At 47.6% G+C, this 26,347-nt stretch carries 25 protein-coding genes, 10 tRNA genes and 1 riboswitch; of the genes, 3 read left to right on the forward strand and 32 right to left on the reverse strand.

Going from position 1 to position 26,347, the window contains the following annotated elements:
* Nucleotides 1–90 precede the first annotated feature (90 nt).
* The 19 genes from COP04_RS00005 to acpS all read right to left on the reverse strand — a co-directional run bounded on the left by COP04_RS00005 (nt 91) and on the right by acpS (nt 10,441).
* Nucleotides 91–167: transfer RNA gene (locus COP04_RS00005), tRNA-Ile, on the reverse strand.
* Nucleotides 168–181: 14 nt separating this feature from the next.
* Nucleotides 182–255: transfer RNA gene (locus COP04_RS00010), tRNA-Gly, on the reverse strand.
* 10 nt (nt 256–265) lie between these two features.
* Nucleotides 266–342, reverse strand: a tRNA-Pro gene (locus COP04_RS00015).
* An 8-nt stretch (nt 343–350) separates the two neighbouring features.
* Nucleotides 351–424: transfer RNA gene (locus COP04_RS00020), tRNA-Arg, on the reverse strand.
* Nucleotides 425–433: 9 nt separating this feature from the next.
* Nucleotides 434–519: transfer RNA gene (locus tag COP04_RS00025), tRNA-Leu, on the reverse strand.
* An 18-nt stretch (nt 520–537) separates the two neighbouring features.
* Nucleotides 538–622 (reverse strand) — tRNA-Leu (locus COP04_RS00030).
* 6 nt (nt 623–628) lie between these two features.
* Nucleotides 629–700, reverse strand: a tRNA-Lys gene (locus COP04_RS00035).
* A gap of 214 nt (nt 701–914) precedes the next feature.
* Nucleotides 915–984: transfer RNA gene (locus tag COP04_RS19275), tRNA-OTHER, on the reverse strand.
* A 12-nt stretch (nt 985–996) separates the two neighbouring features.
* Nucleotides 997–1,088: transfer RNA gene (locus COP04_RS00040), tRNA-Ser, on the reverse strand.
* A gap of 1 nt (nt 1,089) precedes the next feature.
* A tRNA-Asn gene (locus COP04_RS00045) sits at nt 1,090–1,164 on the reverse strand.
* A gap of 137 nt (nt 1,165–1,301) precedes the next feature.
* On the reverse strand, nt 1,302–1,802 hold the full coding sequence (locus COP04_RS00050; RefSeq protein ID WP_100486016.1) for a SprT family protein: 501 nt from the start codon (nt 1,800–1,802) through the stop codon (nt 1,302–1,304).
* 50 nt (nt 1,803–1,852) lie between these two features.
* Nucleotides 1,853–4,024 (reverse strand): Tex family protein, encoded by a 2,172-nt coding sequence (locus tag COP04_RS00055; protein ID WP_100486018.1) that lies wholly within the window; start codon nt 4,022–4,024, stop codon nt 1,853–1,855.
* A 133-nt stretch (nt 4,025–4,157) separates the two neighbouring features.
* Nucleotides 4,158–4,946, reverse strand: coding sequence for an RNA polymerase sigma factor SigB (gene sigB / locus COP04_RS00060; RefSeq protein WP_100486020.1), 789 nt, complete (start codon nt 4,944–4,946; stop codon nt 4,158–4,160).
* A 283-nt stretch (nt 4,947–5,229) separates the two neighbouring features.
* A complete protein-coding gene (locus COP04_RS00065) occupies nt 5,230–5,580 on the reverse strand; it encodes a type II toxin-antitoxin system PemK/MazF family toxin (protein ID WP_100486022.1) in 351 nt (116 codons plus the stop codon).
* 4 nt (nt 5,581–5,584) lie between these two features.
* Nucleotides 5,585–5,863 carry a CopG family ribbon-helix-helix protein gene (locus COP04_RS00070; RefSeq protein ID WP_100486024.1) on the reverse strand — a complete coding sequence of 93 codons (279 nt, stop codon included), beginning with the start codon at nt 5,861–5,863 and terminating at the stop codon, nt 5,585–5,587.
* A 157-nt stretch (nt 5,864–6,020) separates the two neighbouring features.
* Nucleotides 6,021–7,208 (reverse strand): alanine racemase, encoded by a 1,188-nt coding sequence (gene alr / locus COP04_RS00075; RefSeq protein ID WP_100489455.1) that lies wholly within the window; start codon nt 7,206–7,208, stop codon nt 6,021–6,023.
* 250 nt (nt 7,209–7,458) lie between these two features.
* A complete protein-coding gene (locus tag COP04_RS00080; RefSeq protein WP_100486026.1) occupies nt 7,459–8,463 on the reverse strand; it encodes a LolA family protein in 1,005 nt (334 codons plus the stop codon).
* A 51-nt stretch (nt 8,464–8,514) separates the two neighbouring features.
* Nucleotides 8,515–10,023 carry an NAD(P)H-hydrate dehydratase gene (locus COP04_RS00085; protein ID WP_100486027.1) on the reverse strand — a complete coding sequence of 503 codons (1,509 nt, stop codon included), beginning with the start codon at nt 10,021–10,023 and terminating at the stop codon, nt 8,515–8,517.
* Between the two features lie 55 nt (nt 10,024–10,078).
* On the reverse strand, nt 10,079–10,441 hold the full coding sequence (gene acpS / locus COP04_RS00090) for a holo-ACP synthase (RefSeq protein WP_100486029.1): 363 nt from the start codon (nt 10,439–10,441) through the stop codon (nt 10,079–10,081).
* A 153-nt stretch (nt 10,442–10,594) separates the two neighbouring features.
* On the opposite strand from acpS, the gene COP04_RS00095 reads away from it, so the two are divergent.
* Together COP04_RS00095 and COP04_RS00100 are read left to right on the forward strand one after the other, a co-directional pair.
* Complete coding sequence (locus COP04_RS00095; RefSeq protein ID WP_100486031.1) at nt 10,595–11,209, forward strand: rhomboid family intramembrane serine protease; 615 nt, start codon at nt 10,595–10,597, stop codon at nt 11,207–11,209.
* A gap of 106 nt (nt 11,210–11,315) precedes the next feature.
* Nucleotides 11,316–11,555 (forward strand): indolepyruvate ferredoxin oxidoreductase subunit alpha, encoded by a 240-nt coding sequence (locus tag COP04_RS00100; RefSeq protein ID WP_100486033.1) that lies wholly within the window; start codon nt 11,316–11,318, stop codon nt 11,553–11,555.
* A gap of 60 nt (nt 11,556–11,615) precedes the next feature.
* Here the strand turns inward: COP04_RS00100 and COP04_RS00105 are convergent, their stop codons facing one another.
* The 4 genes from COP04_RS00105 to COP04_RS00120 form a co-directional block, all read right to left on the reverse strand.
* Nucleotides 11,616–11,903 (reverse strand): late competence development ComFB family protein, encoded by a 288-nt coding sequence (locus COP04_RS00105; protein ID WP_239984708.1) that lies wholly within the window; start codon nt 11,901–11,903, stop codon nt 11,616–11,618.
* A gap of 291 nt (nt 11,904–12,194) precedes the next feature.
* Nucleotides 12,195–13,127: a peptidoglycan-binding protein gene (locus COP04_RS20410; RefSeq protein WP_100486035.1), complete on the reverse strand. Its 933-nt coding sequence runs from the start codon at nt 13,125–13,127 to the stop codon at nt 12,195–12,197.
* A gap of 134 nt (nt 13,128–13,261) precedes the next feature.
* Complete coding sequence (locus COP04_RS00115; protein ID WP_100486037.1) at nt 13,262–14,008, reverse strand: DsbA family protein; 747 nt, start codon at nt 14,006–14,008, stop codon at nt 13,262–13,264.
* A gap of 23 nt (nt 14,009–14,031) precedes the next feature.
* Nucleotides 14,032–14,781: a polysaccharide deacetylase family protein gene (locus COP04_RS00120; protein WP_239984709.1), complete on the reverse strand. Its 750-nt coding sequence runs from the start codon at nt 14,779–14,781 to the stop codon at nt 14,032–14,034.
* A gap of 528 nt (nt 14,782–15,309) precedes the next feature.
* Between COP04_RS00120 and COP04_RS00125 the strand changes: the two genes are divergently transcribed.
* Nucleotides 15,310–16,467 carry an MGDG synthase family glycosyltransferase gene (locus COP04_RS00125; RefSeq protein ID WP_100486039.1) on the forward strand — a complete coding sequence of 386 codons (1,158 nt, stop codon included), beginning with the start codon at nt 15,310–15,312 and terminating at the stop codon, nt 16,465–16,467.
* 212 nt (nt 16,468–16,679) lie between these two features.
* Here COP04_RS00125 and COP04_RS00130 read toward each other — a convergent pair whose 3' ends face one another.
* From COP04_RS00130 to COP04_RS00170, 9 genes are all read right to left on the reverse strand, one after another.
* Nucleotides 16,680–17,570: a DUF1002 domain-containing protein gene (locus tag COP04_RS00130; RefSeq protein WP_100489458.1), complete on the reverse strand. Its 891-nt coding sequence runs from the start codon at nt 17,568–17,570 to the stop codon at nt 16,680–16,682.
* Nucleotides 17,571–17,831: 261 nt separating this feature from the next.
* On the reverse strand, nt 17,832–18,137 hold the full coding sequence (locus COP04_RS00135; protein ID WP_100486041.1) for a Dabb family protein: 306 nt from the start codon (nt 18,135–18,137) through the stop codon (nt 17,832–17,834).
* A 120-nt stretch (nt 18,138–18,257) separates the two neighbouring features.
* On the reverse strand, nt 18,258–20,117 hold the full coding sequence (locus tag COP04_RS00140; protein ID WP_100489459.1) for a bifunctional homocysteine S-methyltransferase/methylenetetrahydrofolate reductase: 1,860 nt from the start codon (nt 20,115–20,117) through the stop codon (nt 18,258–18,260).
* Nucleotides 20,118–20,363: 246 nt separating this feature from the next.
* Nucleotides 20,364–20,478, reverse strand: a riboswitch (SAM riboswitch).
* Nucleotides 20,479–20,703: 225 nt separating this feature from the next.
* Entirely contained in the window at nt 20,704–21,246 is a 543-nt protein-coding gene (msrA, locus tag COP04_RS00145; RefSeq protein ID WP_193437376.1) for a peptide-methionine (S)-S-oxide reductase MsrA, read from the reverse strand.
* A complete protein-coding gene (locus tag COP04_RS00150) occupies nt 21,233–22,567 on the reverse strand; it encodes a sensor histidine kinase (RefSeq protein ID WP_100486045.1) in 1,335 nt (444 codons plus the stop codon). Before COP04_RS00150 ends, msrA begins: the two co-directional genes overlap by 14 nt.
* A 13-nt stretch (nt 22,568–22,580) precedes the next feature.
* Nucleotides 22,581–23,252: a response regulator transcription factor gene (locus COP04_RS00155; protein ID WP_100486047.1), complete on the reverse strand. Its 672-nt coding sequence runs from the start codon at nt 23,250–23,252 to the stop codon at nt 22,581–22,583.
* A gap of 93 nt (nt 23,253–23,345) precedes the next feature.
* The gene (locus COP04_RS00160) at nt 23,346–24,509 is read right to left on the reverse strand and encodes an ABC transporter permease (protein ID WP_100486049.1); all 1,164 of its coding nucleotides are present in this window, start codon (nt 24,507–24,509) and stop codon (nt 23,346–23,348) included.
* On the reverse strand, nt 24,509–25,195 hold the full coding sequence (locus tag COP04_RS00165; RefSeq protein WP_100486051.1) for an ABC transporter ATP-binding protein: 687 nt from the start codon (nt 25,193–25,195) through the stop codon (nt 24,509–24,511). The genes COP04_RS00160 and COP04_RS00165 overlap by 1 nt, the downstream gene beginning before the upstream one ends.
* Entirely contained in the window at nt 25,192–26,265 is a 1,074-nt protein-coding gene (locus COP04_RS00170; RefSeq protein WP_100486053.1) for an efflux RND transporter periplasmic adaptor subunit, read from the reverse strand. Before COP04_RS00170 ends, COP04_RS00165 begins: the two co-directional genes overlap by 4 nt.
* Nucleotides 26,266–26,347 lie beyond the last annotated feature (82 nt).

Raw genomic sequence — 26,347 nt, forward strand, 5'->3', positions numbered from 1 at the left:
AGCAAAAATTTTGAATTGACTTAAGGGTTTCACCCTTTAAATCACGCTTGGCTTTTGTTCAGTTTTCAAGGAACATTTCTTTTAGATAAATGGTGGGCCTGAGTGGACTTGAACCACCGACCTCACGCTTATCAGGCGTGCGCTCTAACCAGCTGAGCTACAGGCCCATTTATAAATAAAATGGAGCGGGTGATGGGAATCGGACCCACGACCAGAGCTTGGAAGGCTCTTGTTTTACCACTAAACTACACCCGCATCGTGAAAATGGTCGGGAAGACAGGATTTGAACCTGCGACCCTCTGGTCCCAAACCAGATGCTCTACCAAGCTGAGCCACTTCCCGATAAATCATGCGCCATGAGGAAGTCGAATCCCCAACCTTCTGATCCGTAGTCAGACGCTCTATCCAATTGAGCTAATGGCGCATAATAAAATGGTGCGGTCGAGAGGACTCGAACCTCCACGAAGTTGCCTCCACTAGCCCCTCAAGCTAGCGCGTCTGCCATTCCGCCACGACCGCATAATATTAAAATGAAGATGGTGCGGGTGAAGGGACTCGAACCCCCACGTCGCAAAACACTAGATCCTAAATCTAGCGCGTCTGCCAATTCCGCCACACCCGCTTAAAATGAGCCGCGAGGGATTTGAACCCTCGACCCTCTGATTAAAAGTCAGATGCTCTACCCCTGAGCTAGCGGCTCACATGAATAACCCAGCCAAATCCGAACTAACAATTCCTTATAAAAATCATTATTTTCCGAATAGCTGACATTGAAAAGAGCTATGTAAATGCATTGCTCATTTTCCGCCAAAGCTCGCATACCTGCGATAAATTGGAAATGCCATGGGCGGCATCATCCTCTTGAACCAACGCATTGGTTCTGAAACCATTCCGCCCCGGCTGCATAATTAAGGTGACCTGTGCGGGATTCGAACCCGCGGGCTGCCATATACGGCAGTGTCTTAACCGATTGACGAACGGGCCATAAAAAATAAATGGCGGAGAAGGAGGGATTCGAACCCTCGCACGATTTACACCGTCTACTCCCTTAGCAGGGGAGCCCCTTCAGCCAGCTTGGGTACTTCTCCATGGCTCCACAGGTAGGGTTCGAACCTACGACCGATCGGTTAACAGCCGATTGCTCTGCCGCTGAGCTACTGTGGAATAAGTGACCTTCCCACAACAAAGTCAAGGGATATTCTACTCTTTCAAAATCCACTTGTCAACACGGCATGAGAGACATCAACTATCTCTTGTCCTTTTGACGACCTTAATAATTTAACATAAAAGCAAAGACTGCGTCAACCCTTTTTTTCCTTTTCGTTTTCTTTATTTTGATTGACTCGCTCTTTTTGTATAAAAAGGATCTTGCCACCACATTTAGCGCAGACATATCTTCTGGTATCAAGGCGCCGCTTTCTAATGATGGGCAGGCCGCACTTTTTGCATTGATACATATAGCGGAGACCAGACAGATTCACAGCGCCCGGAATAGTGCCACAAAATCTGGAACCTCCAACCATTTGGAGCAGTTTTCGAAAATCAGAATCCCGGTGACGATATCCGGATCCGGTGAGATGAAGATGGTAATGGCAAAGTTCATGCTTTACGATTCCCACAAATGCGTCCAGTCCAAAATGAACCAGTTGGCGTTCATTGAATTCAAGGTTATGACTCTGAAGCAGATAGCGGCCGCCCGTGGTCCTCAGGCGTGCGTTGAACTTAGCCCGATGGCGGAATGGGCGATGAAAATAGGTGAGCGAAATTTCCTGAACCAGGCTCTGAAGTTCTTCATCTGTCATTTTATTCTCCTCCGCTGCCAAAATCTCTTTTAAATTGTTTGCAAATCCTCTTATATATCCGCTTTTCCCCTTGGAGCGACCATCGTCAGAGAAACACGCCCCTTGTCGAAATCCACCCCATCCACCCATACCGTGACAATCTGCCCGACATGAACAATATCCAGCGGATGCCGGACAAAATGGCCGGACAATTTGGAAATATGAACCAATCCGTCCTGCTTAACACCAATATCAACGAAAGCGCCAAAATCAACGACATTCCGTACTGTTCCTTCCAGCTTCATCCCTTCATTCAAGTCCTCAAGTTTCAGTACATCCGTTTTCAGCAGCGGTTTCTTGATATCGTCACGCGGATCGCGTCCTGGTCGGTCAAGTGCTTCAACGATATCCCGCAGCGTCGGCTCACCGATCGATAGTTCTGCGGCGGTGCGGCTAATATTCAGCTGCCCGAGAGCTTTTTTCAGCGCCTCCGTACCGAGATCGCCGATCCGGCAACCCGCTTTCGTCAAAAGTGTCTGCGTCTCAGAATAGCTTTCCGGGTGGATCGGCGTATTGTCGAGAGGCTCGCTTCCCCCTTCAATTCTCAAAAAGCCCGCACACTGTTCAAAAGCGCGCGGTCCAAGCCGTGGCACGTCTTTCAGTTGTTGCCTGTTTTCAAATCTGCCCCTTCTGTTGCGTTCAGCGACCAGATTGCCTGCAGCTGTTTTGGACAGCCCGGCTACATATTGAAGTAGTTCTGGAGATGCCGTATTGACATTCACGCCAACCCTGTTTACGACTGTTTCCACGACAAATTTAAGCGACGATTCAAGTTCACCCTGAGATACATCATGCTGATACTCCCCCACGCCTACTGATTTTGGATCAATCTTAACCAGTTCGGCAAGCGGATCCTGGAGCCTTCTTGCAATCGAAACGGCGCTGCGCTCTTCAACGTGGAGCTCTGGAAATTCTGATCTGGCAACTGCCGATGCTGAATAAACACTGGCCCCCGCTTCGTTCACGATCGTATAAAAAACCGCCTTGCCCTTAATATTTTTTATGGTATCCGCGATAAAGGCTTCCGTTTCACGCGACGCAGTGCCGTTGCCAATTGCAATGAGCTCAATGGGATACTTGTCAATCAGTGACAGTACTGTTTTTCGCGCCCCGAGAATATCAGATTTAGGGGGTGTCGGAAAAATCAGAGAGATGTCCATCACCCTCCCGGTCGGATCAACGACAGCAAGCTTGCAGCCAGTCCGGTATGCCGGATCAACGCCAAGCACTGTTTTGGCCTTCATCGGAGGCTGAAGGAGCAGTCCGCGCAGATTTTCAGAAAAAATATGAATCGCCTGTTTTTCAGCTTTTTCGGTCAGTGCCTGGCGCAGTTCACGCTCTACGGCAGGAGCAATCAGCCGCTTATAGGCATCTTCTGCACTGGCATCCAGAACTTCCTGTGCAGAAGTATCTCTCCCTTTAACAAGAAAGCGTTTAGCAGCAGGTAAAATGCTCTCCTCAGGAGCAATGACGGCAATCTTCAGAATGCCTTCCTTTTCACCGCGGTTTATAGCAAGAATACGATGGGGCGCAATCTTTTTTGCCATTTCCTGATAATCATAGTACATTTCATAGACCCTTTTCTCATCAAGGCTTCGGTTTTTCCCGGATTTGACTTGTATCATACCTCCGCCAAATGTCTCGCGCCGCGCCAGAGCTCTCAGTTCCGCGTGTTCGGCAACTCTTTCCGCAATAATATCCTCTGCCCCGCGGACCGCATCTTCTACTCTTTTCACCTCTTTCTCAGCAGAAACAAACTTGATTGCCTCTTTGGAAACCGGTGTCACGGGCAGATCCATCAACCAGTCAGCAAGCGGTTCCAAACCTTTTTCCCTTGCGGCCGTCGCGCGTGTCCGCCTCTTTTGTCTGTAGGGAAGATAAAGGTCTTCAACATCCTGAAGTTTTTCCGCCTGCTGTATCTTTTTTCTCAGTGATTCATCAAGTTTACCCAGCTCGTCTATTCTTGCCAGCACTTCATCCTTGCGCTTTTCGAGCTGGCAGCTGTATGCGTAGGCATCGTGAATGGTCCCGATCTGCACTTCATCAAGCCCGCCGGTCATTTCTTTACGGTAACGGGCAATAAATGGAATCGTATTGTCCTTTTCAAGCAACCGGATAACTTGATCCACCTGACCGGCGCCGATCCCCATCTCTTTTGCAATATGTATAAAAACAGTATTCATAGCGTCTCCCCCTGCCTCTTATCATACCAGAACCGCCATTCACAGTCTCCGTCATTGCAAATACTTTTTCCAGTGCTAAAAAAGCAGCCCAAAGATCGGGCTGCTAAAAAATATGTTGTGGAAAGTCAGAAAGTCAGATTCCGGAGCTTGACCATCCGTCATCAGCCGGCAGAACATCGCGAAGTTTCTGCAGCGCCCTTCTCTGAATCCGCGATGCATGCATCTGAGATATGCCAAGGCGATCACCCGCTTCTTTCTGGCTGAGATTTTCAAAATAAGTAAAAAGAAGAATTTCTTTCTCACGTTTGGAAAGCAGCTTAAATGCAGTCTCAAGGATCATTTTTTTGTGCACTTTTTCATAACCCTGGTCGCGGGTACCAAAAGTGTCCAGCAGCGTTAATGATCCGCACCCGGAATCTTCGTTGATCTGTGAGTCAACGGAAAGAGCATTGTAACTGCGTACCATTTCCATAGTCTCCAGAACCTTTTCCGTGCTTTCGCCAATGGCTTGGGCGATTTCATTGATATTAGGAGAACGCTGGAGGCTTCCCGTCAATTCCTCTGACGCCCGCCTGATTTTCGGGCTGAGCTCTTTAATACACCGCGGGACATGAACGCTCCATGTCTTGTCGCGGATGTAGCGTTTGACTTCGCCGATAATCGTGGGCACAGCATATGATTCGAAGCTTCGCCCATAAGAAGGATCATACTTTTTCATAGCAGAGAACAGACCAATCATCCCTACCTGAAAAAGGTCCTCACGCACTTCGCGGTTGCCGGCGAATTTTCTGGACAGCGCTCCGACCAGATTTTCATAATGACCAATGAGCTTGTTCTGCAGCGTTTCGTCATCAGGACTCTTCTGATAGGCAGCTATCAATTGACGAATTTCATTTTGTTGCAGTCGGGACTTTGTTGGCACAACGCTCCACCCCGTCTCATAGTAAAAATTGATCACGTTGCAATTGCCGCGTATTCAGGCCTTCGAACACCCATCTCATTATTTCTACAATATTCTGCAAATTAATATCTCAATCTATTATTTCATGAGAACGCTCTTATGGCAAACATAAAGGCTGGAAATGGGAAAAAAATAAAAGACATCAATCCGCAAACGGATCGACATCCTGATCGTTCTTATTCATTCTGCAATTGTCCGTTCACTTAACGTCTGATGACCGGCCACCACGTTTCCACTTGAATGTTTAAAAATCGACAAGGCTGAGACTAATTTGTATTGCCTTATTGACCCTGTTCATCATTTCTTCATCCAAATGAGTGATTTTATCTGTCAGCCGCTGCTTGTCAATAGTTCTTATTTGTTCAAGCAGGATGACCGAGTCCCGGTCGAAGCCATAACGTTTTGCATCAATCTCTACATGAGTTGGAAGTTTTGCCTTCTGAATTTGTGCGGTAATGGCTGCGACAACAACAGTCGGGCTGAACCGGTTGCCAATGTCATTCTGAATAATAAGAACCGGACGTACGCCGCCCTGTTCCGATCCCACTACCGGAGAGAGATCTGCAAAGTAAACATCGCCGCGCTTAACAATCACACCGTCACACCCCGCTAACGGAGCGTTCCAGAGTGACCTCTGCCTCCTCTTCAGCAAGGAATGCCTCAGAAGCAATGTTAAGATTTATTTTAGCCATTTCCATGTAGCCCTGACGCATGATCTCACGGACATAGCCCTTATTTCGCTCATGCAAATACATTCTAATTGCGCGATGGAGAAATTCACTGCGGTTCATCTTGTCACGACTGGCAATCCCATCAATTTCATTCAGTAAATATTGCGGTAAACTCAGCATGATTTCTTTCAAATTTGATTCCGGCATGCCTGCACCCCCACCACTTTAGTCAGAATAATTCTTTTTTATCTAAGAAACATCGTATCATTTTCAAAATAGTTTTTCAAAGCTATTTTCGGCAAAAAGTGAGGATTTTTATCCCTCTGGATAAAAAAAGTATTTTTTTGTTGAATAATGGAGGTCTTTACTGCTGCATATTACTGATCAGGACAGGATTGACTGTCCCCGTTTTTTTCCCGTCTTTCCAGAAAACTCTCGGCACACGCGGATGAATCATACAGGTTATTTCATAGTTAATGGTCTGCAGTTTCTGAGCCAGACCATCTGCTGTAATTTCTTCACCGCCGTTTTTACCGATCAGAGTTACTTCGGTTCCCAGCGGAAATTCATGCGGCAGCCGGCACATAAACTGATCCATACAAATCCGGCCAACGATCCGGCATCTTTCTCCTCCGATGAGCACATCCGAACCAGACAGGGCGCGCAGCCAGCCGTCTGCATAGCCGATCGGTACAGTGCCGATCCATTCCTCTGATTCCGCCCGATAAGTCGCCCCGTAGCCAATAGCCGATCCCGCCTCAACCTTTTTTACATTTACGAGCCTGCTGTGCAACGACAACGCTCTCTTCAGTGGAAAGGGCAGCTTATTGGCCATCTCTGTAGACGGTGACAAGCCATACATTGCGATGCCGTAGCGCACCATATTGAAAAGATGCCGGCCCTCTGCAGGATACTTCAGTGTTGCTGCGCTGTTTCCACAGTGAATCACCGGCGGGTGGATTCCCAGATCATGGATCCAGTCAATCATGGTTTCAAACCGGTTATATTGTTCATTAAAATAAGCTTCATCATCCTGGTCTGCCGTCGCAAAATGAGTAAACAGCCCTTCAACGACGAATCGTCGGTCTTTGCCAATCTCTTCAACCAGTGCTTCAGCCTCTTTGTCATTACGGATGCCAATTCGACCCATTCCTGTATCACAGGCAATGTGGAGGAAAACCGGTTCCTCATTCCGGTCAGCCTTTCGGGCCATACTGATCCATTCTTTCTGGAAAACAGTCAAAGAAATATGATATTTCGCTGCAAGCCCCGCATCTTCCGGTCGGATTGGTGACAAAACGAGGATGGGTGCCTCAATTCCATTCTTCCGAAGTGCAAGTGCTTCGTCGAAGATCGCTACCGCCAGCCATTCAGCACCGTTCGCCAGCGCGGTCCTGGCTACCTGCAAAGCTCCATGCCCATACCCATTTGCCTTGACGACAGCCATCAGCGCCGTCTCTTCCGGAATTCTTTTTTTCATATCCGCCACGTTATCGGCGACTGCATCCAGATTGATATCCGCCCATGTTTCTCTATAGAAAGACGTTTCCATTGTCATGTCCCAGCCTTTAATTAATAGTATGGATTTGACAGACAGCCAAAAACGCAACCCGTCCATCTAAATTCGACAAAGATTTCTTTTCTATTTAAGCACGAATCACGAAAAAACGAAAGATGCGGACCAGAAGACGTTAACAAAGAAACCTGAAAAAAAGCGGGTTTTTCCCTACACAGCCTTTTCGATAAATATGCATATGCAAAAAGCCCCCGGCCCGTTTCAGCCGGGGGGATTAATGACTGATTTACTTGATTACCGTTCCGTTCATCGATTGGGCGACTGAAATCAGTTCATCCTGCGTCAGTTTGTCTGAAGCCAAATAATAATCCGTTCCTCCGCTAGACCATGACAGCGTATTGTCGCTCACTGATCCGATTGCAAATCCCAAGTTGGCGGGATCACCTGTCGCCAAGGCCGGTATAATGGATAGAGACGCCACGCTTTTTGATTCAATCAGAGTGAACGGTTTCTTGCCGCTGTACTTAAGCACGTATTTTTCACCTGCCTGCGTGACTTCCGGCTTCATCATAGAAAGTTTTGTCCCCGAAATATCAGCCGTCGGATACTGCAGTCTAAATGTCGCATTGTCCGCAGAGACAGTCTGAGTATTTTTAATCCTGGCAGCAGTCATATTCTGTTTCACATCAAATGTTTTCTGATCAATCGGTGGATTGACTTTAAAATGGCTGAAGTTCACCGTTACAATAATATTCTGGTCCTTGTCCTTGACCTGGACCATTTCGGGTGTCAGGTTTTTGTTCAAAGTGATGCTCTGGTTGGCAAGCTGCGTGGTATTGTAATTTGTCTTTGTGTCAAAGATATATTGATTATCTTTGATCTTAAATCCGGGATTGGGGTCATTTTGTATATCCTGATTCAATGAATGATAAAGATAGGCCTGGCTTCTGTTGTTCGGCCAGGTACTCTCGAACTGATAGCTCTTGTTCAGCTCGGGCGTCAGCACAAAAACACCGTCAGCATTGCGAAGAATCATCTGTTTATTTTCATTCTTGCTGTCAGTCAGAGCCACTCTGTAGTAATATGGCTTTTTAAAAGTAATATTTGCCTGGTATATCTGTTTCTTGCCGTTATGCTGAAAAGTCATTGTCGCGTCAGTCTGATAACTGTTCATTTGCTCAATTTTATTGCCGAGATCCTTAATAACATCTTTTTCAGACTTTGCGCCGCATCCCGATAACAGAACAGCCATCAGAATCGCCGCCAGCCCTACAACCGACCATTTTTTCATTTATAATCCAACCCCTTTGCCTCTATTCGGTGACAAAGGAGGGCCTCTATACTAGCGCGTCGCATTTTGATAAAGATGATGCAAGACGGGAGGAATATGTTCAATCAGATCCGATGCCAGCACATCCAATTCCGAGTGGTTGGCACGCACCAGATCATCAGCCAGAGCGCCATGCAGGTAAACCGCATTGCATACAGCATCCATCGTCTTCTTGTGCTGCAGGAGAAAAGCGAACAGGATACCTGTCAGAACGTCTCCGGAACCGCCCTTCGCAAGAGCCGCGTTTCCTGTAGTGTTTACGACCTGACTGCCATCAGGTGCTGTAATAATCGTGTTTTTACCTTTCAGCACAAGATAAACACCAAATTTTGCCGCAAACATCTTAGAAACATCGAAACGGCTGCTTTCTACATCGCCGATAGTCATTCCCAGAAGATATGCCATTTCCCCCGGATGTGGTGTGAGAACAACGGGACTCTTTCTTTTTTTCAGCAATTCGGTCATGCTGCTCAGATGATAGATTCCGTCCGCATCAATCACACAGGGAATGCCCTCACATGCCACTACTTTCCTGACAAGATCGGCCTGTTCCGGTTTGCGACCGAGTCCCGGGCCGATGGCAATGCCTGAAAGCCCCTTGAAATCCAGGACCGAACGCTGCATAAACATCGTTTCCGGAAGATGGGACGCGACAATCGGTTGTATCTGATCGGGAACGCTCAGCCTGAGAAGACCGATACCTGAACGAAGCGCTGCTTTAGCTGAAAAAAAAGCGGCTCCGGGCATCTGTTCCGCCCCGGCAATCAGGAGTCCCTTCCCATGGGATCCCTTGTGTGAAAAAGGATCCCTCCGCGGCAGCGTGCGCAGGACATCTTCCTTCTGCCATATTTTTCTCCTGACACCTGCCTGGTACACTGCTGACTCCGGTATTCCAATGGACAGTGTCCGGACAGTCCCGAAATAGCGGGCGGCCGGCTGGACGAACTGTGCCAGCTTCGGGCACTCAAGTGTCAGCGTCAGGTCAGCGGATACAGCCGGGTGAGAAAAAGGCTGTCCGTCTGCCGGAACGCCACTCGGCAAATCTACTGAAACAACTTTTGCTTTGGACTGATTGATCCTATTGATGGTACTTAGATACTCCGCATAAGGCGTCCCATGGAAACCTGTGCCAAGCAATGCGTCAATGATCAAGTCAGCCTCGCTGATGTTCAGATTGAAAACTTCCGGTTCTTCCCGAATGTTCCTGATCTTTCCTCCGGAAGCCAGAAAAGCTTTCATGTGGTAGGCGGCATCGCCTTTAATTTTAAGCGGGTCCGGCAGAAGCCATACCTCCCCGTCCGCCGCGCTGTCCAGAAACATTCGCGCAATAACGAATCCGTCTCCCCCATTGTTCCCCTTGCCAATGACAATAATCACTTTTTCATCTTTTCTCAATGCAGGAGCAAGAGCGGCATAGACTGCCCGTCCCGCATTTTCCATCAGCAGCGGCCCTCCCAGTCCTATCTGCTGAATGGTGTAACGATCAATCGCCTGCATCTCTTCCCGCGATACGACGTGCACAATAGCCCCTCCCAGCGTAATAAACTATATGAGACAAAGTATATGAATATGCAGACTAGCATGACAGGCTTTCAATCACGCAAAACGCGGCAGCTGTCTGGTCCGTATGTGTGATTGAAAGGTGAACTCTTTCTTCCCCGGCACTCGAATTTCTGAGATACGGTTTGCCGGACGGATCATTGAGAATGGTCAGATCCTGAAATGAAACATCCCCGCCAATGCCCGTGCCCCTTGCTTTGGCATAGGCTTCTTTGGCTGAGAAGCGGCCGGCGAGAAACTCTGTTTTTCTCTTCTCTCCCAGTGTGCCGAAGCATTCGCGCTCCTCCGGCGTCAGAACACGGCGGATAAACGTGTCGTCGTTAATGTGCTTCCGAATCCGGTCCAGTTCTGTGATATCCAATCCGATGCCAGAGATCATCCGGCTCCCTCCAGTAATTATAAAAAGTTTGTGCTGTGTCAAGTATGTAAAAAGTATATCCCAGTGAGTTTCTGAGTTAATCTGCTTTAACTATCATTACCGTCTATTTTACCCTATACTTAAATGAAGATCATGCTTTGAGGAGGACAAGTTTTGTTTATCCGTACCGAATCTTTTAAACAGTTTTTAAAGCATTATCCTGTCACATCGGTGATTCTGGCGGTTAATATTCTTATCTTTTTAATGTTTTATGTTGCTTTACAATGGGGAGCGCTGTACGGATTCGCAAACGTTGTTTTTCAGTTCATGCTGGCTTCCAACTATGATATCATGCATGGTGCCTGGTGGCAGCTCATTACAGCCGTTTTTCTGCATACAACGTTCGAACACATCCTTTTTAACGCTTTCTCCATACTCATCTTTGCACCGGCACTGGAAATGATGCTTGGCAAGTGGCGTTTTACTCTCGGTTATCTGGGAACAGGCATTGTCGCAAATATTGCCTCACTTTTTCTGGAATCACAGGGCTTCAGTCATTATGGAGCAAGCGGCGCGGTGTTCGGTCTGTTCGGTATCTACCTCTATCTGATTGTGTTCCGGAAGGAATGGATTTCCAAACAGGATCAGACAATTGTTCTTGTTACACTGGCTATCAGCCTGATTTATTCGTTTATCATTCCGAATATCGACGTCATGGGGCATCTGACCGGTTTCCTCTCCGGGCTGCTTCTCGCTCCCGCCCTGTTTACAGGCAAGACGTTCCGGTGAGAAGAAAGTATTTTCTTTTCCGGTCAGGGATTGAATTATCACTTGAAAGTAGTCATAATGGAATGGAAAAAATGTGCTTTTTATCTTTTTGAAGGGAGATTTTTCTATGGCTTTTGTTATTACTTCTGCCTGTGAAAATGAAAAAGCAGGCGAATGCATCGAAACCTGTCCGGTCGACTGCATCGTTGAGGGTAAAAAGCAGATGTATATTGACCCGGACGTTTGCATTGACTGCGGCGCCTGTGAAGCTGTCTGTCCGGTCGAAGCAATCTATCCGGAAGATGAAGTTCCGGAAGAAGAACAGAAATATATCCAGTTGAACAGAGATTTTTTCAAGAACAGATAATGGAAATTTCGAAACACCCGCCCCGCTGTGCCCTGTGCAGCGGGGCTTTAAAATAATCGCTCATTCTTCTTTATCTTCATGCTGGTGATGCGGATAAGCAGAAATCACCTTTGTGCTCTCAACAATAGCTGTCAGCATGGTCGCTTTAGCCTGTTCAGTCATCAAATCAGCCTTAACGTATGCGCTTCCCGCCTGAAGACGGACATAATGCGGTTTAAGCCGGTTCAGGCTTAAAGCAAGCACATCCGTTTTGCATTCTCCGCAGTGGCAGGATACCGTCAGATTGTCCCACTGTTTCTCAAGCAAGTCTTCAACCGCGTCTTCCATCATGTTATGAACATGCATCATTAATCATTTACCTCTTAACCGAGTAAAAATTTTTCGACTTTTTCTACTGAATCGTAGCACAGAAGCGAAACCCGCTCAATAGAAAAAGTTCGGCATTGTCCCCGCCTGCCACTGGCCCCTACGATTACTTTTTTCGCACATCGTTTCTCAAGGCCATACTGTAACTGCAAAAAGAGCCGATTGCTTTAGCCTGGCGGCAAAAACATCTGGCTCGTCGCACTGATATTATACTGCTTTCTTTTCAAAAAAATCATGCATCTGAAAATGCTCAGCCATTTTCCAGGCCTGTTCCTAGTTCAGGATTTTAACTTTGACCGTCCTTCTGCCCCATTGCAGCGCAGTTCCGTTATCATTGAAGAAAACATCGATTTTTCTTCCCTTGATCGCTCCGCCTGTATCTCCGGCCACCGCGTAACCATAGCCCTCCACGTACAACTTCGTACCAAGAGGAATGACTGACGGATCAACGGCGACCACCTTTGTATCCGGATTCTGCAGCAGATTGATGCCCGTAGCTGTAGTCCCGGAACATCCCGCACATCTCGCTGTATAAGCGGTACTGTTCGCATAAAATTCCCTGACTGAAGCAATCTGTTTTTGAACGGGACGTTTCATGATGTGACTTTGCCTGGCTTCAGAAGGGGCTTTAATCATTGTCTTCGGCCTGGTCGCCTGGCCCTTGTTTTGTTCCATGCTCAGTTTCTCAATACTTCCCCAGGTTATTGGACCGACAATTCCGTCTACGGCTATATTCGTGCCCTTTTGCAGCACAATAACTGCATGCTCTGTCTTAATGCCAAATATTCCATCAATTTCGTCGTCATAATAACCAAACCTCTGCAGGTAAGTCTGAAGATATTTAACATCTTCACCGATGGAACCAACTGACAGCAGATTCATCTGCCGATGAGCGGCGGAAATAAGTGCCTGCTTTGTCTGAGTACCCACGATACCATCCACTTGAATTCCATTGACGCTTTGAAACTGTTTCACCGCTTTTTCAGTTGCGCTGCCAAAATATCCGGTTTCCTTCCTCAGCGAATACTGGCCGGTTGCTTTCAAGATAGATTGAACCGTTCTGATATCTTCGTTGTTCATGCCTTTATACAGTAAACTGTCGTCATTGATCAGATGTGCAGCGGCATACGATGGCAGTATAAAAAACGATGAGGTGAACGTGGCAGCAACCGCTGCGCTTTTTGCGATGGTCGAACCATAAAGCATGAGCGTCTCCTCCTGTCTTTTTTTCATTTTTACTATTATGACAGACGGAACCGTTCCATACTTTACAATCAGATGACAGGACGCGCATTCCTGCGACAGGGACGCCCACTCTTTTCTCCCCCCGGACATTTCTGTCATTTTTTCTGCAAGGCTGTGTCAATCGCCTGCTTCAAAATCGCATAATTCTGAGCCGCTTCAATAAGCTTGCCATTCACGAACACAGCAGGAGTGCCCGGCACGCCGAGTGACTCGGCCATCTCGTTATCACTGTCAATCGCCTGTTTATGCGATTGGGTGTCCAGCGCGTTCTGAAATGCCTTCATATCGAGCGAAGGAACCGTCTGCTTAGCAATATCAGTCAACAGGTTTTTTGTAACCCATTCCTTTGTTTCACTGCCCTGGGCCTTATAAAGCGCTTGATGGAACGCCCAGAACCCTCTTGGATTCTGGTGAAACACTTCTTCTGACGCCTCAGCAGCAAGAACTGAACCCGGACCAAGTATTGTGTAGTTAATAAAATAGAAACTGACTTTATTCGTTTTGATATAGTCTTTCTCCAGTCTTGGTACGATGCTTTCCTCAAACGCTTTGCAATACGGGCAGCGGTAATCCGCAAATTCAGCAATTTTAACCGGCGCACTCGTACTGCCGATAAAGGGCTGTCCGTCATAGTCAATCTGAGCAACCTGTTCCGTCCGGTGCGTGGCCGGTTTCTTTACAGGTTTCGCTTCATTTTTCTGCTGATCTTTGAAGATCATGATGCCAATAGCGGCGATCAACAGAATGACGATTGCCGAGCTGAACAGAACAATTCTTCTGCGCTCCATACTTTTTTTGCGATCTTTTTCTGTCTGATTCGCTTTACGTTTGCTTCCGGCCATACTGCACCTCATCTTTCAATGTACTAAATGTTTATGCTGAACTTCACGGATTGTCGATTCTGGAACAGTTCATCGATGGTAACAAATTGATAGCGGCCAGCAGTCTCTTCAAAAATATCCGCCAGTGCTGCAATGGTATTTTCCGGTGCGTCATTGTCCGCTCCTGGATTCTCACCATCATCGTGCAGGCAAATAAGAGCCCCATCCCGTAAATGGCGATAAATCCTTCTTTTCAGCCGTTCCTTACCAAGCTTTTTCCGCCAATCGCCAAGAATTGCCGACCAAAGAACAATCCGGAAAGAATGTGCTTCCAAGGGAAGGAACAGATTGATATGGCCCCACGGGGGACGGTAATAAACCGGCCGCACACCGGTTATCGCTTCAACAGCATCCGCAGCCATGTTGCACTGTTTTCTTGTCCCGGTGGGCGTAAGGAACCAGTTGCTGAGATGCCGGTAATGATGGATGCCGATCAAGTGACCATCAGCAGTCATCCTTTTCAATAATTCGCTATGTTCCGAAGCACGTTCTCCAACGACGAAAAATGTTGCATGCACATGATATTTTTTCAGAAGATCAAGCAGCCGGTTTGTGTACATTGCACTTGGTCCATCGTCAAAAGTCAGACAGATTTGCTCCTTTGCATCGCCGGATGGCTTGGCCCCGCGGAAAAAAAGCGGACGCATGACTACGGTTGGAATAATGCCGTAAACAACAACTATTGAAATAATGATAAAAAAAATTGCCCAAACTATATGTAGAAAGTGAATCAAACACTTTCGCCTCTTTTTGAAGGATGTTCAATATACCCGGAAAATATTACCTCCGGATTTTTGAAAAAAAGCGGATAACCGAATCGGGAGCTGGAACAGATACAGGCTTGCTGGCGCACATGGCCACCCCATGATCAACATCGGTCATGGTCATTGCTTGCTCACTGGCTATTATATCGGAAAAAGCCTCATGATGAAATACAGAAGGTATACCGTTCTGATGTCAAAGCGCTGAAATGCCCTTATATCAGCTTTCCGTTCTTCATGACTACAGTGATTCAAATCGGGAAAAGATAAATCAGCGGCTCGTCCTGCATCAATGGGCTGCCCCGCTCAAAGAAAATTTATCGTGTTGTATGAACATAAAGCCTGTATAATAGTTTTAATGAACTGCTGCTTCAGCTAAATGTTTCAGATAAACACGTCATTTTGCTTCCGTTCACAACGAATATATTATAAACTTGGTATTGGATATGCCACAAAAATGATGAAAATAGAAAATAAGTTTCAGGCAGAGGAGATTAAATGATGGATATTGCCAGAGTGCTCATATTAACAGGATCCTACGGCAGCGGCCATAAACAAGCTGCTTATGCACTTTCCGAAGCCTTCGCCGCCCATCCTTCAAAATATACAGCACGGGTACTGGATGTGACATCACTGGTGCCTTCAAAGCTTGATTCGCTGGAAAAGCATACATTCCTGTCCGGAGTCACTCACTTTCCGTCACTTTACCACTATATATACAAGAAGACCCAGAAAAACAACGCGGCAGCGTCATTGCTCAAAACCATCAACCATTTTGGCATTGACCATCTGATCACTGTTCTGGAGGAAGAACGCCCCGATCTTGTGATCAGCACCTTTCCCGCCGCTTCGGTGATGATGTCTCAGATCAAACAGGAAGGCTGGTTCCCCTCTTCTCCGTTTCTGACGCTGATAACGGATTATTCCTTCCACAGCAGTTGGGTCAACCGCAATACGGATGGCTATCTTGTCGCTTCCGACGCAGTGCGGGACAAATTGGTCGAAATGAAAGCTGACCCCCTGAAAATTATCACGACAGGCATTCCGATCCAATCCGGGTTTTCCATCCGGCAGAACACTGACAAGCTGAAAGAGAAACTCCATATCCCTTTGAATCAGAAAGTGCTGCTGATGATGGGCGGAGGCTGCGGCATCTTCAGAAACATGCTCCCGGTGCTCAGAGCCGTGGATAAAATGGAGACAGATTTCAGAATTGCCTTGATCTGCGGGCAAAACCGGAAGGCCTATCATGATTTTTCGAAGTTCGGCCAGACTTCACGCCATCCGGTTCATGTCGAAGGCTATGTCGACAACATGAACGAATGGATGTCCGTTTCCGATCTGCTTGTGACAAAACCCGGCGGCCTGACCATTTCCGAAGCCATTGCCTCGGAACTTCCGATGATCATTTATAGACCGCTTGGAGGACAGGAAGCGGACAACACACAATATCTTCTGTCTTCCGGACTTGCTGTTGCAGCCCCGGGTCAGGAAGAACTGATCGAAGACGTGAATAATCTGTTCAGCCACCCGTCTGCAGTGGGCATCATGCGCACCAATATGAAGCTTTACAGTTCCCGCCAGAGACATTCTTCAGAACGCGCTGTCAAAGCAGCAGAACTTTTTTTATCGGCAGCCCGGTCAATCGAGTTTGCCTGAGTTTCTGATGTTGTTCTGTCCGCTACAATTTCTTCAGATTTACCAATGGGATCACTATCAGACAAGATAAATCAAACAGTTTTCAGCAAAATCTATTTATAAGCGTTTTAATCGGCCAATCCAGTATCGTTCAGCTCTTTTATTATTCTATAACTCCTGAAAAGATGAAAAAGGCGGCCATATCCGGCCGCCAAAATTAATTTTCTATTTGTTTAAAATAGTGAACCAATCGCTTTAAAGATGGCCGAGAAGAAATTTGCGATTGCTGTAAATACTTGAGACAGGAACCCGCTGGTCTGACTTGAATGGGCCAGCTGGCTGATTTTATCTTTGACTTGCTGCATTTGGCTGCCCATCTGATTCCAGTCAATATTCATTGTCCGCATTTTATCAAAAAGATCCACCAGTTTCTGAATATCAGCATCGCTCAGCTGAACATTGACTTGCTGAGCGGCATTGCGGACGGCTTTCTCTACATCTGCTCTGGATTTGGGCATATTCTTCGCCAGATTATCTTTAATGGCCGTCACCAGCTCTGCCGCCTTTGCCTGACCGACGCCGTTCTGTTGTCCCAGTTCTGCCGTTGTCACGACTTCCTCATTTGCGACCTGTTGCTTTGCCTCTGGAATGACTGTGCCTGTTTTCACTTCATAGGCCTTAATCAGCCCTGTCAGCGCGGCCGTCCCGGAAACGGGGAAGGGGGCTGTGACGTAAACATCCGCATCTTTGACGCCCGCGGTGGCAAGCGCATTAATATACATGTCCTGTGTGACGTAGGTAATATTATGCGTGCTCGCCTGCAGCCCGGAACCCTTCTGCCCCAAAGTGATTTTGGAAGAACTGATCGCCCGCGTACCGATCTGGGACTGAGACAGATAGTTATCCAGATATTTATGTTCTTCACTGTTTGTCACTTCAATAATCTGCGCCGTTTTTGGATCAACATCCATCTCATTCAGCATTGACTGCCGCTGTGCCGGAGTCAGGTCTGCACCAAGCGTGACAATCACATCACCCGGGGCACTGTCGGCATAAGCCTTTCCCGTTCCGATCCCGCTAATCGCCAAGGCAGCAGCAAAAGCAAGCAAACAAAATTTTTTCAGTTTCATAATCAAATTCCTTCCCGGATCCAATCCATACGAATAAAATCTGGATTGTCCCATTAAAATTAGTACTTCATTCTATTCGCCAGCATTCATAAAAAGATGCACGTGAATCAACCTGCCACAAAAAAGTGGATATTTTGCGTCCAGCCATAACAGCGGGATGAAAAGCCGGAGTCAAGTATTAACAATATGGCGGAAAGCAAAAAAAATCCGTTCTGGCGTGAAACTTCACGCGGAAACGAATTTTTGCAAAAGAAATTATTTTTCAGAAGAAATTTCGAAATCAACAGCAAGTGAGTCGATCAGTCCAATTTCCTCCAAATAAGAATGAGCAGCCTGATGTTCCGGAGACGGCGTGTAATGCTCATGATCCTCTTTAGATCGGAACAGAACAGTCAGTGCCATCGAATAGCCCTTGCCGCGTGTTGAGTAATTCTGCCCGGCCTGTATGTCAATGATGCCCGGGAGTTCATGTATCAGGTGGCGCAACCTGCTGGCTCCCTCTTCCTTTTGTGCCTCAGTCGTGCTGTCGCTAAATTTAAACAAAACAATATGTTCAATCATCATGAACCCTCTCTTCGCTTATAAGCTTTGTATCACATAAACTATCATAACACGATTAATCTGTCTTAGCGGATATGCCTTAATTCATGCCGTCTTTAGATCACATTTTCCCGAAGCAGATTAAACGGTACCTCCTGTCCTGCGGCCGAGAACTGCGTGGAGCAGGCGCTCCTTCTCTTTTACATACTTAAGTAATTCAACAGTCATGGAGTATTGGCCCATCGGCGTAATCAGATAGATGCCCCTGAAGCACTCCATGGCTGTGTCAATCAATTCTTTCGCAATGCTCATACTTACATGCCGTGTCTCTTCTTCAGTTTCGGCATTCGCCATCCGGTCACGGACATCATCCGGAAGGCGGATGCCCGGCACTTCATTGTGAAGAAATTCCGCATTGCGTGCCGAAGTCAGCGGCATAATGCCAAGGTATACAGGCGCGGAAACGCCGCGCAGTGCTTCGCTTGTCTCAACAATCTGCTGCCTGTCAAACACGGGCTGAGAAATGAAGTAATCCGCTCCGCATTCGATCTTCCTTTTCAGCCGCTGCACCGCCCGATCAAGATTGCGGACGTTCGGATTGAAAGCGGCAGCCACACGGAAATGCGTTGGCCGCCTCAAATTTCTTCCCGAGTAGGAAATGCCGCGGTTAAATTGTTTCACTAGCTTGATCAGTTCCATTGACGATACGTCGTAGACCGAAGTTGCACCGGGAAAATCGCCAATTTTTGTCGGATCGCCGGTTACAACGAGCAAATCATGGAGGCCGAGCACGTCCAGGCCCATCAAATGGGACTGGAGACCAATCAGGTTCCGGTCACGGCAGGTCAGATGGACAAGCGGAGGGACGGTGAACTTTTCTTTGATCAGCCGGCCGATGGCTGCGTTGCTGATTCTCGGTGAAGCCAGTGAATTATCTGCCATCGTGACCGCATCTGCTCCGGCATCCTGTATCGCTCTGATCCCTTTAAAAAAGCCCGATGTATTCAAATGCCTCGGTGTGTCAAATTCAACAAAAACGGAACGCCCCGCTTTGGCTTTTTCAAAAAGCGGTGTGTCCGGATGATTGTCTGAAATGATGATTCTGTCGATACGTTTGCTTACGGATTTTTCTTTTATAGGTTCCAGTTCTGAGATTCCCTGCTTGAACGCCTCGATATGCACCGGTGTTGTGCCGCAGCAACCGCCCAAAAGCCGAATCCCTTCATTGCGGAAATCAATCGCATATTTTTTAAAGTAGCCGGGTTCGCTTTCATAATGGAGCTTGCCATCACGATAATCCGGAAGGCTTCCGTTCGGATAAGCCGAGAGAAACGCACGTTTCGGCAAAGGAATTCCGCGTAATGCCTGGATCATATGGAACGGACCAAGGCGGCAGTTTGTGCCGACAATATCAGCCCCCAGGCTCTCAAGTTCCCTCAGCGCCTCTGCAAGCGGCATGCCGCTGATCAGGACGCCGGGCTCCTGCATGGAAACATGCGCGATGATTGGAAGGCTTGTTGCCTTCCTGGCAATTTTCAGTACCTCGCACAGTTCGCTGAAATCATAATAGGTTTCCAGCAAAAGCCCGTCCACACCTCCGGCCAGCAGCGTGTCCGCCTGCTGCCGAAAACTTTGTTTGATTTCATCCAGCTGCAGAGACTGTTTCTGAAAGCCGCGGACCCCTCCGATTGTGCCGAACACATAAGTCTCGGGATTTGCTGCTTTTTTTGCAAGCTCAACTGCTGCCGTGTTAAAGTGCCCCACCTCATGCTCTAATCCATAGCGCGCCAGTTTAATTGTATTGGCCCCGTAGGTGTTCGTTTGAATCACATCTGCTCCGGCATGAATATATGCCTGATGAACATGTGTAATCTCATCCGCATGGGACACATTCAGTTCCTCAAAACATCGGTCAATACCATAAGAATATAAAAGCGTCCCCATGGCGCCGTCCCCGATTAAAATTCTCTTTTTCATTTCATCAAGAATCGGTGTCTTCATCATTTTTCCACTCCCAACCCGACTGCCTGGCTGAAGTCAATCATGCGGTGATCACCGGCAGACAGACCAGCCATTCACCGCAACCGCGTCCATTGAAATCATTTTCAATCCGCGCTGTTTTTGTTTCTTGACAGCATTACAGAAATTCTGGCCCAAGCCGCGCTTATAATCCGTCAAAATTTATTACTTTATTTTAGTGAAATAAAAGCCTTCTTCAGGAAGAAGAAGGCTTTTTCAGCAAATTTCTTCTTATCCCTCAGGCACACTTCTGTACCTGCTGGAATTAGCACCTTGCCACCATTTCCAGGCGACGGTTGCTGAAGCGTCATCGGGCCAGTCCCTCGACTTCTCTTGATAAGAATATAAAACTCAAACATTGTTTAATTGTTAGATAGTTTACAACAACAAATGGACTTTTTCAAGGAATTTCTTAACCAGCTTATTCTGAAATGCCCCAAAAAAGAACAGATGTTAATAAATCGTGAAAATCATGCATATTTTCCAGTAACCTTCACTGAATCGGCAATCCAGTTCATTCAATAGAAAAAAGCCCTCAAATGAAGGCTTTTCATCAGCTTTCTTCTTTTTATTTCCCTTGCTCTCCCCAGTTCGCTTCTATAAAAGCATCACGGCCGGATTCAGTACGTTCCTCAGCATAGCGATCCGGATGCTTTTTATAAAACATCTGATGTTCTTCCTCGGCAGGGTAAAAAGGAGCCTCAGGGAGAATTCGCGTGACGATTGGCTTCCTGAATCTGCCGCTCTCTGCGATTGCGCTTCTTGATTGTTCTGCGAGCTTTTTCTGCTGCTCGCTGTGATAAAAAATAGCCGTTCGGTAATTGGATCCGCGATCAAAAAACTGACCTTCGTCATCGGTTGGGTCGACCTGGGTCCAGTAAAGTTCAAGCAGCTTCTCATAGGGAAAGACCGCCGGATTAAAGGTAATCTGAATGGACTCCATATGACCGGTTGCGCCGGATTTGACTTGTTCATAGTTCGGATTTTCCACATGCCCGCCGGCATAGCCGGAAACGACTTTTTTTATTCCGGGCAGGGTGTCAAAAGGCTTGACCATGCACCAAAAACAGCCGCCGGCAAACGTTGCTGTCTCCAGCTTATGATTTGTCATCGGTATCCTCTCCTTCTATCTTATATTGATGCAGAGAATCACCCGAAGTCAATCGTTTGGTTTCATTTTCTTTTTTGACCAGAGGCAAGTGGACGGTAAACGTTGTCCCTTTATGAAGAGTGCTGCTGACTTCAATTTTGCCGCTGTGTTTATTCGCTATCCACTCAGCGATCGAAAGGCCGAGCCCTGTGCCCTTCTGACCGGTTCGCGAGGTGTCTGCCTGAAAGAAGCGATCAAAGACATGGGGCAGATCTGCTTCAGCAATGCCGAGCCCGCTGTCAGAAACGGAAAGCCTGGCCATTCTGTTTTCTTTGTCACATGTCACGATGATCCTCCCGCCCTTTGGCGTGAATTTCATGGCATTATCAAGCAGTATCACGAGCAGCTGATGGATGCGCTGTTCATCCGCCAGAATCATGATAGAAGCGGAATCTTTCTTCAGACTGAAACTTTTTTCTTCCAGCTCAGCCATCTCTGAAAAAGGTTCAGATACTTTTTCCAGCACAGAAACAAGGTCCAGTGGTTTCAGACTGACTTCAAGCCGGTTGGCATCTGAACGGGCGAGTGTCAGCAGATTGCCGACCAACTTGGACAACCGGCGCGTTTCATCGAGCATGACTGCAATGTCTTCGCCTGTATCCTGAATTCTCCGACGCGGTTGTTTGAGAAGCCCTTCAATTTTCAGCTGCAGGATCGACAGCGGCGTGCGCAGCTCATGCGAAGCATCAGCCACAAAACGATTTTGTTTATCCCAGGCATTCTGGATCGGCCGGAGCGCCCGCCGCGCCAGATAATAACCGGCAACCAGCGACAGTGCTGCCCCGATTGCCAGTCCATAAAGTATGATCGACAGCAGCGTATGAAGCAGATTCATTTCCGGGCTGACATCAATGCCGTAAATCACAGTAAAAGATCCGCTATTCAATTCCAGTGTCCGGGACAGGACATGATAATAACTTCCATGTGCTTTCTTTTCAATAATTTTATCATTCGCCGAAGTCATTAGCGGTTTAAAAAACTGTTTTGTTTCATCGTCGCTCAGCAGATTGCCAAAGCTGGAAACCAGCGGATTATTATTTTTGTCCATGATCGCTCCGACCAGCCTTGGATCATGCATGCCGGGATCGACGGCTCCTGGCATGCGCGATGGGCCCCTCATGACAAAAACCCGCGCGGGAGTGGCATTTTTCAGTATCGTATCACTATTCCGGAAGGTTATGCTTTTTTCATAAAAGTAAATCGTTCCGCCGAGCAGCGCAAGCATAAGAATGAGCAGCGCAGCGTTGATCAGCGTTAATTGAATTAGCGTTTTTTTAAACATCGTCCGGTTTCACTCACTTATCTGAAAGCATATAGCCGATGCCTCTGACTGTCTGAATGTCTGCTTCATAACCATACTTTTTCAGTTTTTTACGCAGCTGGTGAATATATACTTCGACGATTCCGACCGTCGTATCGGAATCAAATCCCCAGATCCGGTCAAAAATCTGTTCACGTGTCAGGATCTGTTCAACATTTTGGATCAAATACTCAAGAAGATCGTATTGTTTTGTTGTAAGCGGAAGATCTTCGCCATCAACTGTCACCTGTTTGCGCTTATCATCCATCTCAATACCTTTGTAGCAGAATGTGTGGTTCAGCGTCATCGGCGAACTGCGTCTCAGAATAGCGGACAGCCTGGCCTGCAATTCCTGATTCTGAAACGGCTTTACAATATAGTCATCACCGCCCAGATTCAGGCCCTTCACCCGGTCATCCAGCGCATCGCGGGCTGTCAGAAAAATAATCGGTGTATCGATGTTCTTATCCCGGAGCTGTTTCGTTACTTCAAAACCATCCATCCCGGGGAGCATGACATCCAGAACAAGAGCGTCGTAGATACTCTGTTCCGCCAGATACAACGCTTCCTCGCCGTTTTCCGCCGAGTCCACATCATAGTTGTCGGCAAGCAGCCTGACTATTTCCTTCAGCAGTGGGCGGTTATCTTCAACAACAAGCAGTCTCATGTCTGATCCTCTTCCTGATCGAAAATTAACATGCGTAAGATTCTTCTAGTTATTATTGTACACGTTCTTCGCCCTATTTTAAAAGGCCGCCGTTTATTCAGTGCGCAATGCTTCGATCGGACTCAGTCGGGAAGCCTTATACGCCGGGAACACTCCGAACACGATCCCGACCGCCGCAGAGAAAAGGAAAGCAAAAGCCATGACGGAGATCGAGTAAACGGCAAGTCCTCCCGTAGCCGATGCATAAATCTGCGCAGCCAGAATACCGAGCGCGACCCCGCACAGGCCGCCCAGCATGCTTAACACGGCCGATTCAATCAGGAACTGCAACAAAATGTCACCGTTTTTTGCACCGATCGCCTTGCGAATACCGATTTCCCTTGTGCGCTCTGTCACCGACACAAGCATGATATTCATGATTCCAATGCCGCCGACAAGCAGCGAAATGCCTGCAATACCTGCCAAGAGCATCGTCATCGTGCTGGTTACGGAACTCATCGCCTGCATGACATCCTGCTGATTGACCACAGTGTAATCATCCGTGCTGCTGTAGGTCTGACTAAGCAGTCTAGAAATACCGTTCACTGCCCAGTTCACATCGCTCTGATTATCCGCCTGGGCATAGAATTGCGTGATATACGTCGTTGCCATTAACCGCTGTGCCGTTGAGAATGGAATATATACCGCATCATCGCTGTTCTGGCCCATCGAACCGCCTTTACTGTTCATCACACCGATCACATTGTAACGTTCGCCGTTAATTAAGACGTTTTTGTTGACCGGAGACTGGGTGCCAAACAGTGTTTGAGCGATGTCGCTGCCCAAAACCACATTTTTCGTCCGGTTGTTTTCGTCAAAAGATGAAATAAAACGGCCATCCGCCACCGTAAGCTGCCTGATGCTCATATAGGCTGAGGTCGTTCCTGTCACGCTGACAGTGGAAGACGTACTGCCGTTCGCCACAGTGTCTCTGCCGCTCAACACCGGAGCGACTTCCTTAACACCATAGACCTGTCCGACCTGATTCAATTTGTCCATTGTAAAATGTGTATCCGTATTGGTAATATTGACCGTAATCAAGTTCGTTCCCAGACTGTTAACGCTATTCGCAACAGACTTGCTGGATCCCTGGCCGATTGCGAGAAGAGCAATCACTGATGCGACGCCGATAATGATGCCGAGCATCGTCAGAAGGGCTCTCGTTTTATTCGCACGTATATTTCTGAATGCCATGATTATTGAAGTCATCAGATTCATCAGATATGTTCTCCTTCCCACAGTCTGCCGTCACGGATACTGACCGTCCTTTTGGCCTTCCTGGCGACATGCAGATCATGTGTGATCAGGATAATCGTCCGCCCTTTTTCATTCAGGTCCGTCAGAAGATCCATAATTTCCTCACTCGTCCGGCTGTCAAGCGCACCGGTTGGCTCATCGGCCAGCAGTATCTGCGGCTCTCCGGTCAGTGCCCGGGCAATCGCGACGCGCTGCTGCTGCCCGCCAGAAAGCTGATTCGGAAGATGACCTGCCCGCTTTCCGAGCCCCACCTGTTGCAGACAGACCATTGCCCGGGCGCGCCTCTCCTTTGCCTTGATGCCCCGATAGAGAAGCGGAAGTTCCACATTTTCCACGGCTGTGAGTTTACCAAGCAGATTAAAATTTTGGAAAATGAAACCGATTTTCTTATTTCGGATCGCAGCAAGGTCCCGATCCTTTAATTTGTCAATATGGCTTCCAGCTAGGACATATTCTCCTGAATCCGGTTGATCAAGGCAGCCCATCATATGCATGAGTGTCGATTTGCCCGATCCCGACGGGCCGACGATCGATAAAAAATCGCCGTCTTTAATGGTCAGACTGACATGATCCAATGCATGAACCACGTTTTCGCCCAATTTATAGCTCTTTTCAATTTGGTTCATGGTGATGATCGGTTCTGTCATTGACCATTGCCGCCTCCATTTCCCATCTGGCTACCTTGTCCACCACCAGTGCCTGTGCCGCTTCCGAACCCACGGCCTCCGCCGCCTCCGAAGCCACGACCTCCGCCAAAGCCCTGACCTCCGCCAAAGCCACTCATCATGCCATATGAGCTCTGACTATTTGAAGTGGAATTCGTGCCGGATTGCCTTGTGATCGCGGTAAGCTGCACAGACTGTCCGGCTGTGAGTCCAGAAGTGATCTCAATTGACTGATCGTTGCTTATGCCCGTTTTGACCGCTACCATACTGCCCTGCTTCGTATCCATATTCATCAAGCGTCGGCGACCGAAGCCGCTTTGCTGACTCTGAGAAGCCGTATTTGATGAAAGGTAAACGTAAGACTGATTGCCGGCCTGATGAACTGCTCCGGTTGGCAGGTAAAGCACGTTAGCCTTTTTTTGAAGTACGATATTCCCGGTTGTCGTCATGCCGGGTTTCAGACCTGACGAACTGTTCAGGTGAACCGTTACATTGAAAGTGGATACACCATTCGTATCGGTTCCCTCCGCTGCAATTGATGTCACTGTTCCGCTGAATGTTTTGCTCGGATAAGCATTCACAGTCACCGCTACGTTCTGTCCGTCCTTAACTTTCGGTATATCGAGCTCATCAATCTGAAGTACAGTGTTCAGATCACTGTAATTGGTCAGATGCATCACAGCCCGGCCCACAGTGACCCTTTGTCCAGCGTACGCATTCACAGTGGTAATTGTCCCTGCGGCAGGCGCGTCTAGGGTTGTCCCGTCCGTATACGTCAGCAGCGCAGCGCCCTGCTTGACGGTGTCATTCGCTGCTACATCAACTGTAGAAATAGTTTTCGAGGCATCACCTGATCCGATGGTTATATCCTCATCAGTGGCAGGCACGAGATCCCCAGAACCGCTGACATCCGTTTCAATCGTTCCTTTCTGCACCGTCGTTGTTGGGTACAAAACTTGTGCAGCTGCAGATTTGTTTTGTGTGAGAAACCAGAATGCCCCTCCTCCGACAATAAGTATAAGAACAATGATCGTTATCCAGACCCGTTTCATTACAAATGCTCCCTTCGCTGTTCGCAAATAACTCTTTGAATGTTCTCAGTTTAAGTGGACAATCTTAAGATTTGCTTAAACC

It is taken from the genome of Sporolactobacillus pectinivorans (assembly GCF_002802965.1).
GTDB classification, from domain to species: domain Bacteria; phylum Bacillota; class Bacilli; order Bacillales; family Sporolactobacillaceae; genus Sporolactobacillus; species Sporolactobacillus pectinivorans.

Coding starts and splice junctions, on each gene's coding strand:
- COP04_RS00050 (WP_100486016.1), bottom strand. CDS start 1,802: ATGACAGATGAAGAACTTCAGAGCCTGGTTCAGGAAATTTCGCTCACC.
- COP04_RS00055 (WP_100486018.1), bottom strand. CDS start 4,024: ATGAATACTGTTTTTATACATATTGCAAAAGAGATGGGGATCGGCGCC.
- COP04_RS00070 (WP_100486024.1), bottom strand. CDS start 5,863: ATGCCGGAATCAAATTTGAAAGAAATCATGCTGAGTTTACCGCAATAT.
- alr (WP_100489455.1), bottom strand. CDS start 7,208: ATGGAAACGTCTTTCTATAGAGAAACATGGGCGGATATCAATCTGGAT.
- COP04_RS00080 (WP_100486026.1), bottom strand. CDS start 8,463: ATGAAAAAATGGTCGGTTGTAGGGCTGGCGGCGATTCTGATGGCTGTT.
- acpS (WP_100486029.1), bottom strand. CDS start 10,441: ATGATCTCTGGCATCGGATTGGATATCACAGAACTGGACCGGATTCGG.
- COP04_RS00100 (WP_100486033.1), top strand. CDS start 11,316: ATGGCTTTTGTTATTACTTCTGCCTGTGAAAATGAAAAAGCAGGCGAA.
- COP04_RS00105 (WP_239984708.1), bottom strand. CDS start 11,903: ATGATGCATGTTCATAACATGATGGAAGACGCGGTTGAAGACTTGCTT.
- COP04_RS20410 (WP_100486035.1), bottom strand. CDS start 13,127: ATGCTTTATGGTTCGACCATCGCAAAAAGCGCAGCGGTTGCTGCCACG.
- COP04_RS00115 (WP_100486037.1), bottom strand. CDS start 14,008: ATGGCCGGAAGCAAACGTAAAGCGAATCAGACAGAAAAAGATCGCAAA.
- COP04_RS00125 (WP_100486039.1), top strand. CDS start 15,310: ATGGATATTGCCAGAGTGCTCATATTAACAGGATCCTACGGCAGCGGC.
- COP04_RS00135 (WP_100486041.1), bottom strand. CDS start 18,137: ATGATTGAACATATTGTTTTGTTTAAATTTAGCGACAGCACGACTGAG.
- COP04_RS00140 (WP_100489459.1), bottom strand. CDS start 20,117: ATGAAGACACCGATTCTTGATGAAATGAAAAAGAGAATTTTAATCGGG.
- msrA (WP_193437376.1), bottom strand. CDS start 21,246: ATGACAAATCATAAGCTGGAGACAGCAACGTTTGCCGGCGGCTGTTTT.
- COP04_RS00150 (WP_100486045.1), bottom strand. CDS start 22,567: ATGTTTAAAAAAACGCTAATTCAATTAACGCTGATCAACGCTGCGCTG.
- COP04_RS00155 (WP_100486047.1), bottom strand. CDS start 23,252: ATGAGACTGCTTGTTGTTGAAGATAACCGCCCACTGCTGAAGGAAATA.
- COP04_RS00160 (WP_100486049.1), bottom strand. CDS start 24,509: ATGAATCTGATGACTTCAATAATCATGGCATTCAGAAATATACGTGCG.
- COP04_RS00165 (WP_100486051.1), bottom strand. CDS start 25,195: ATGACAGAACCGATCATCACCATGAACCAAATTGAAAAGAGCTATAAA.
- COP04_RS00170 (WP_100486053.1), bottom strand. CDS start 26,265: ATGAAACGGGTCTGGATAACGATCATTGTTCTTATACTTATTGTCGGA.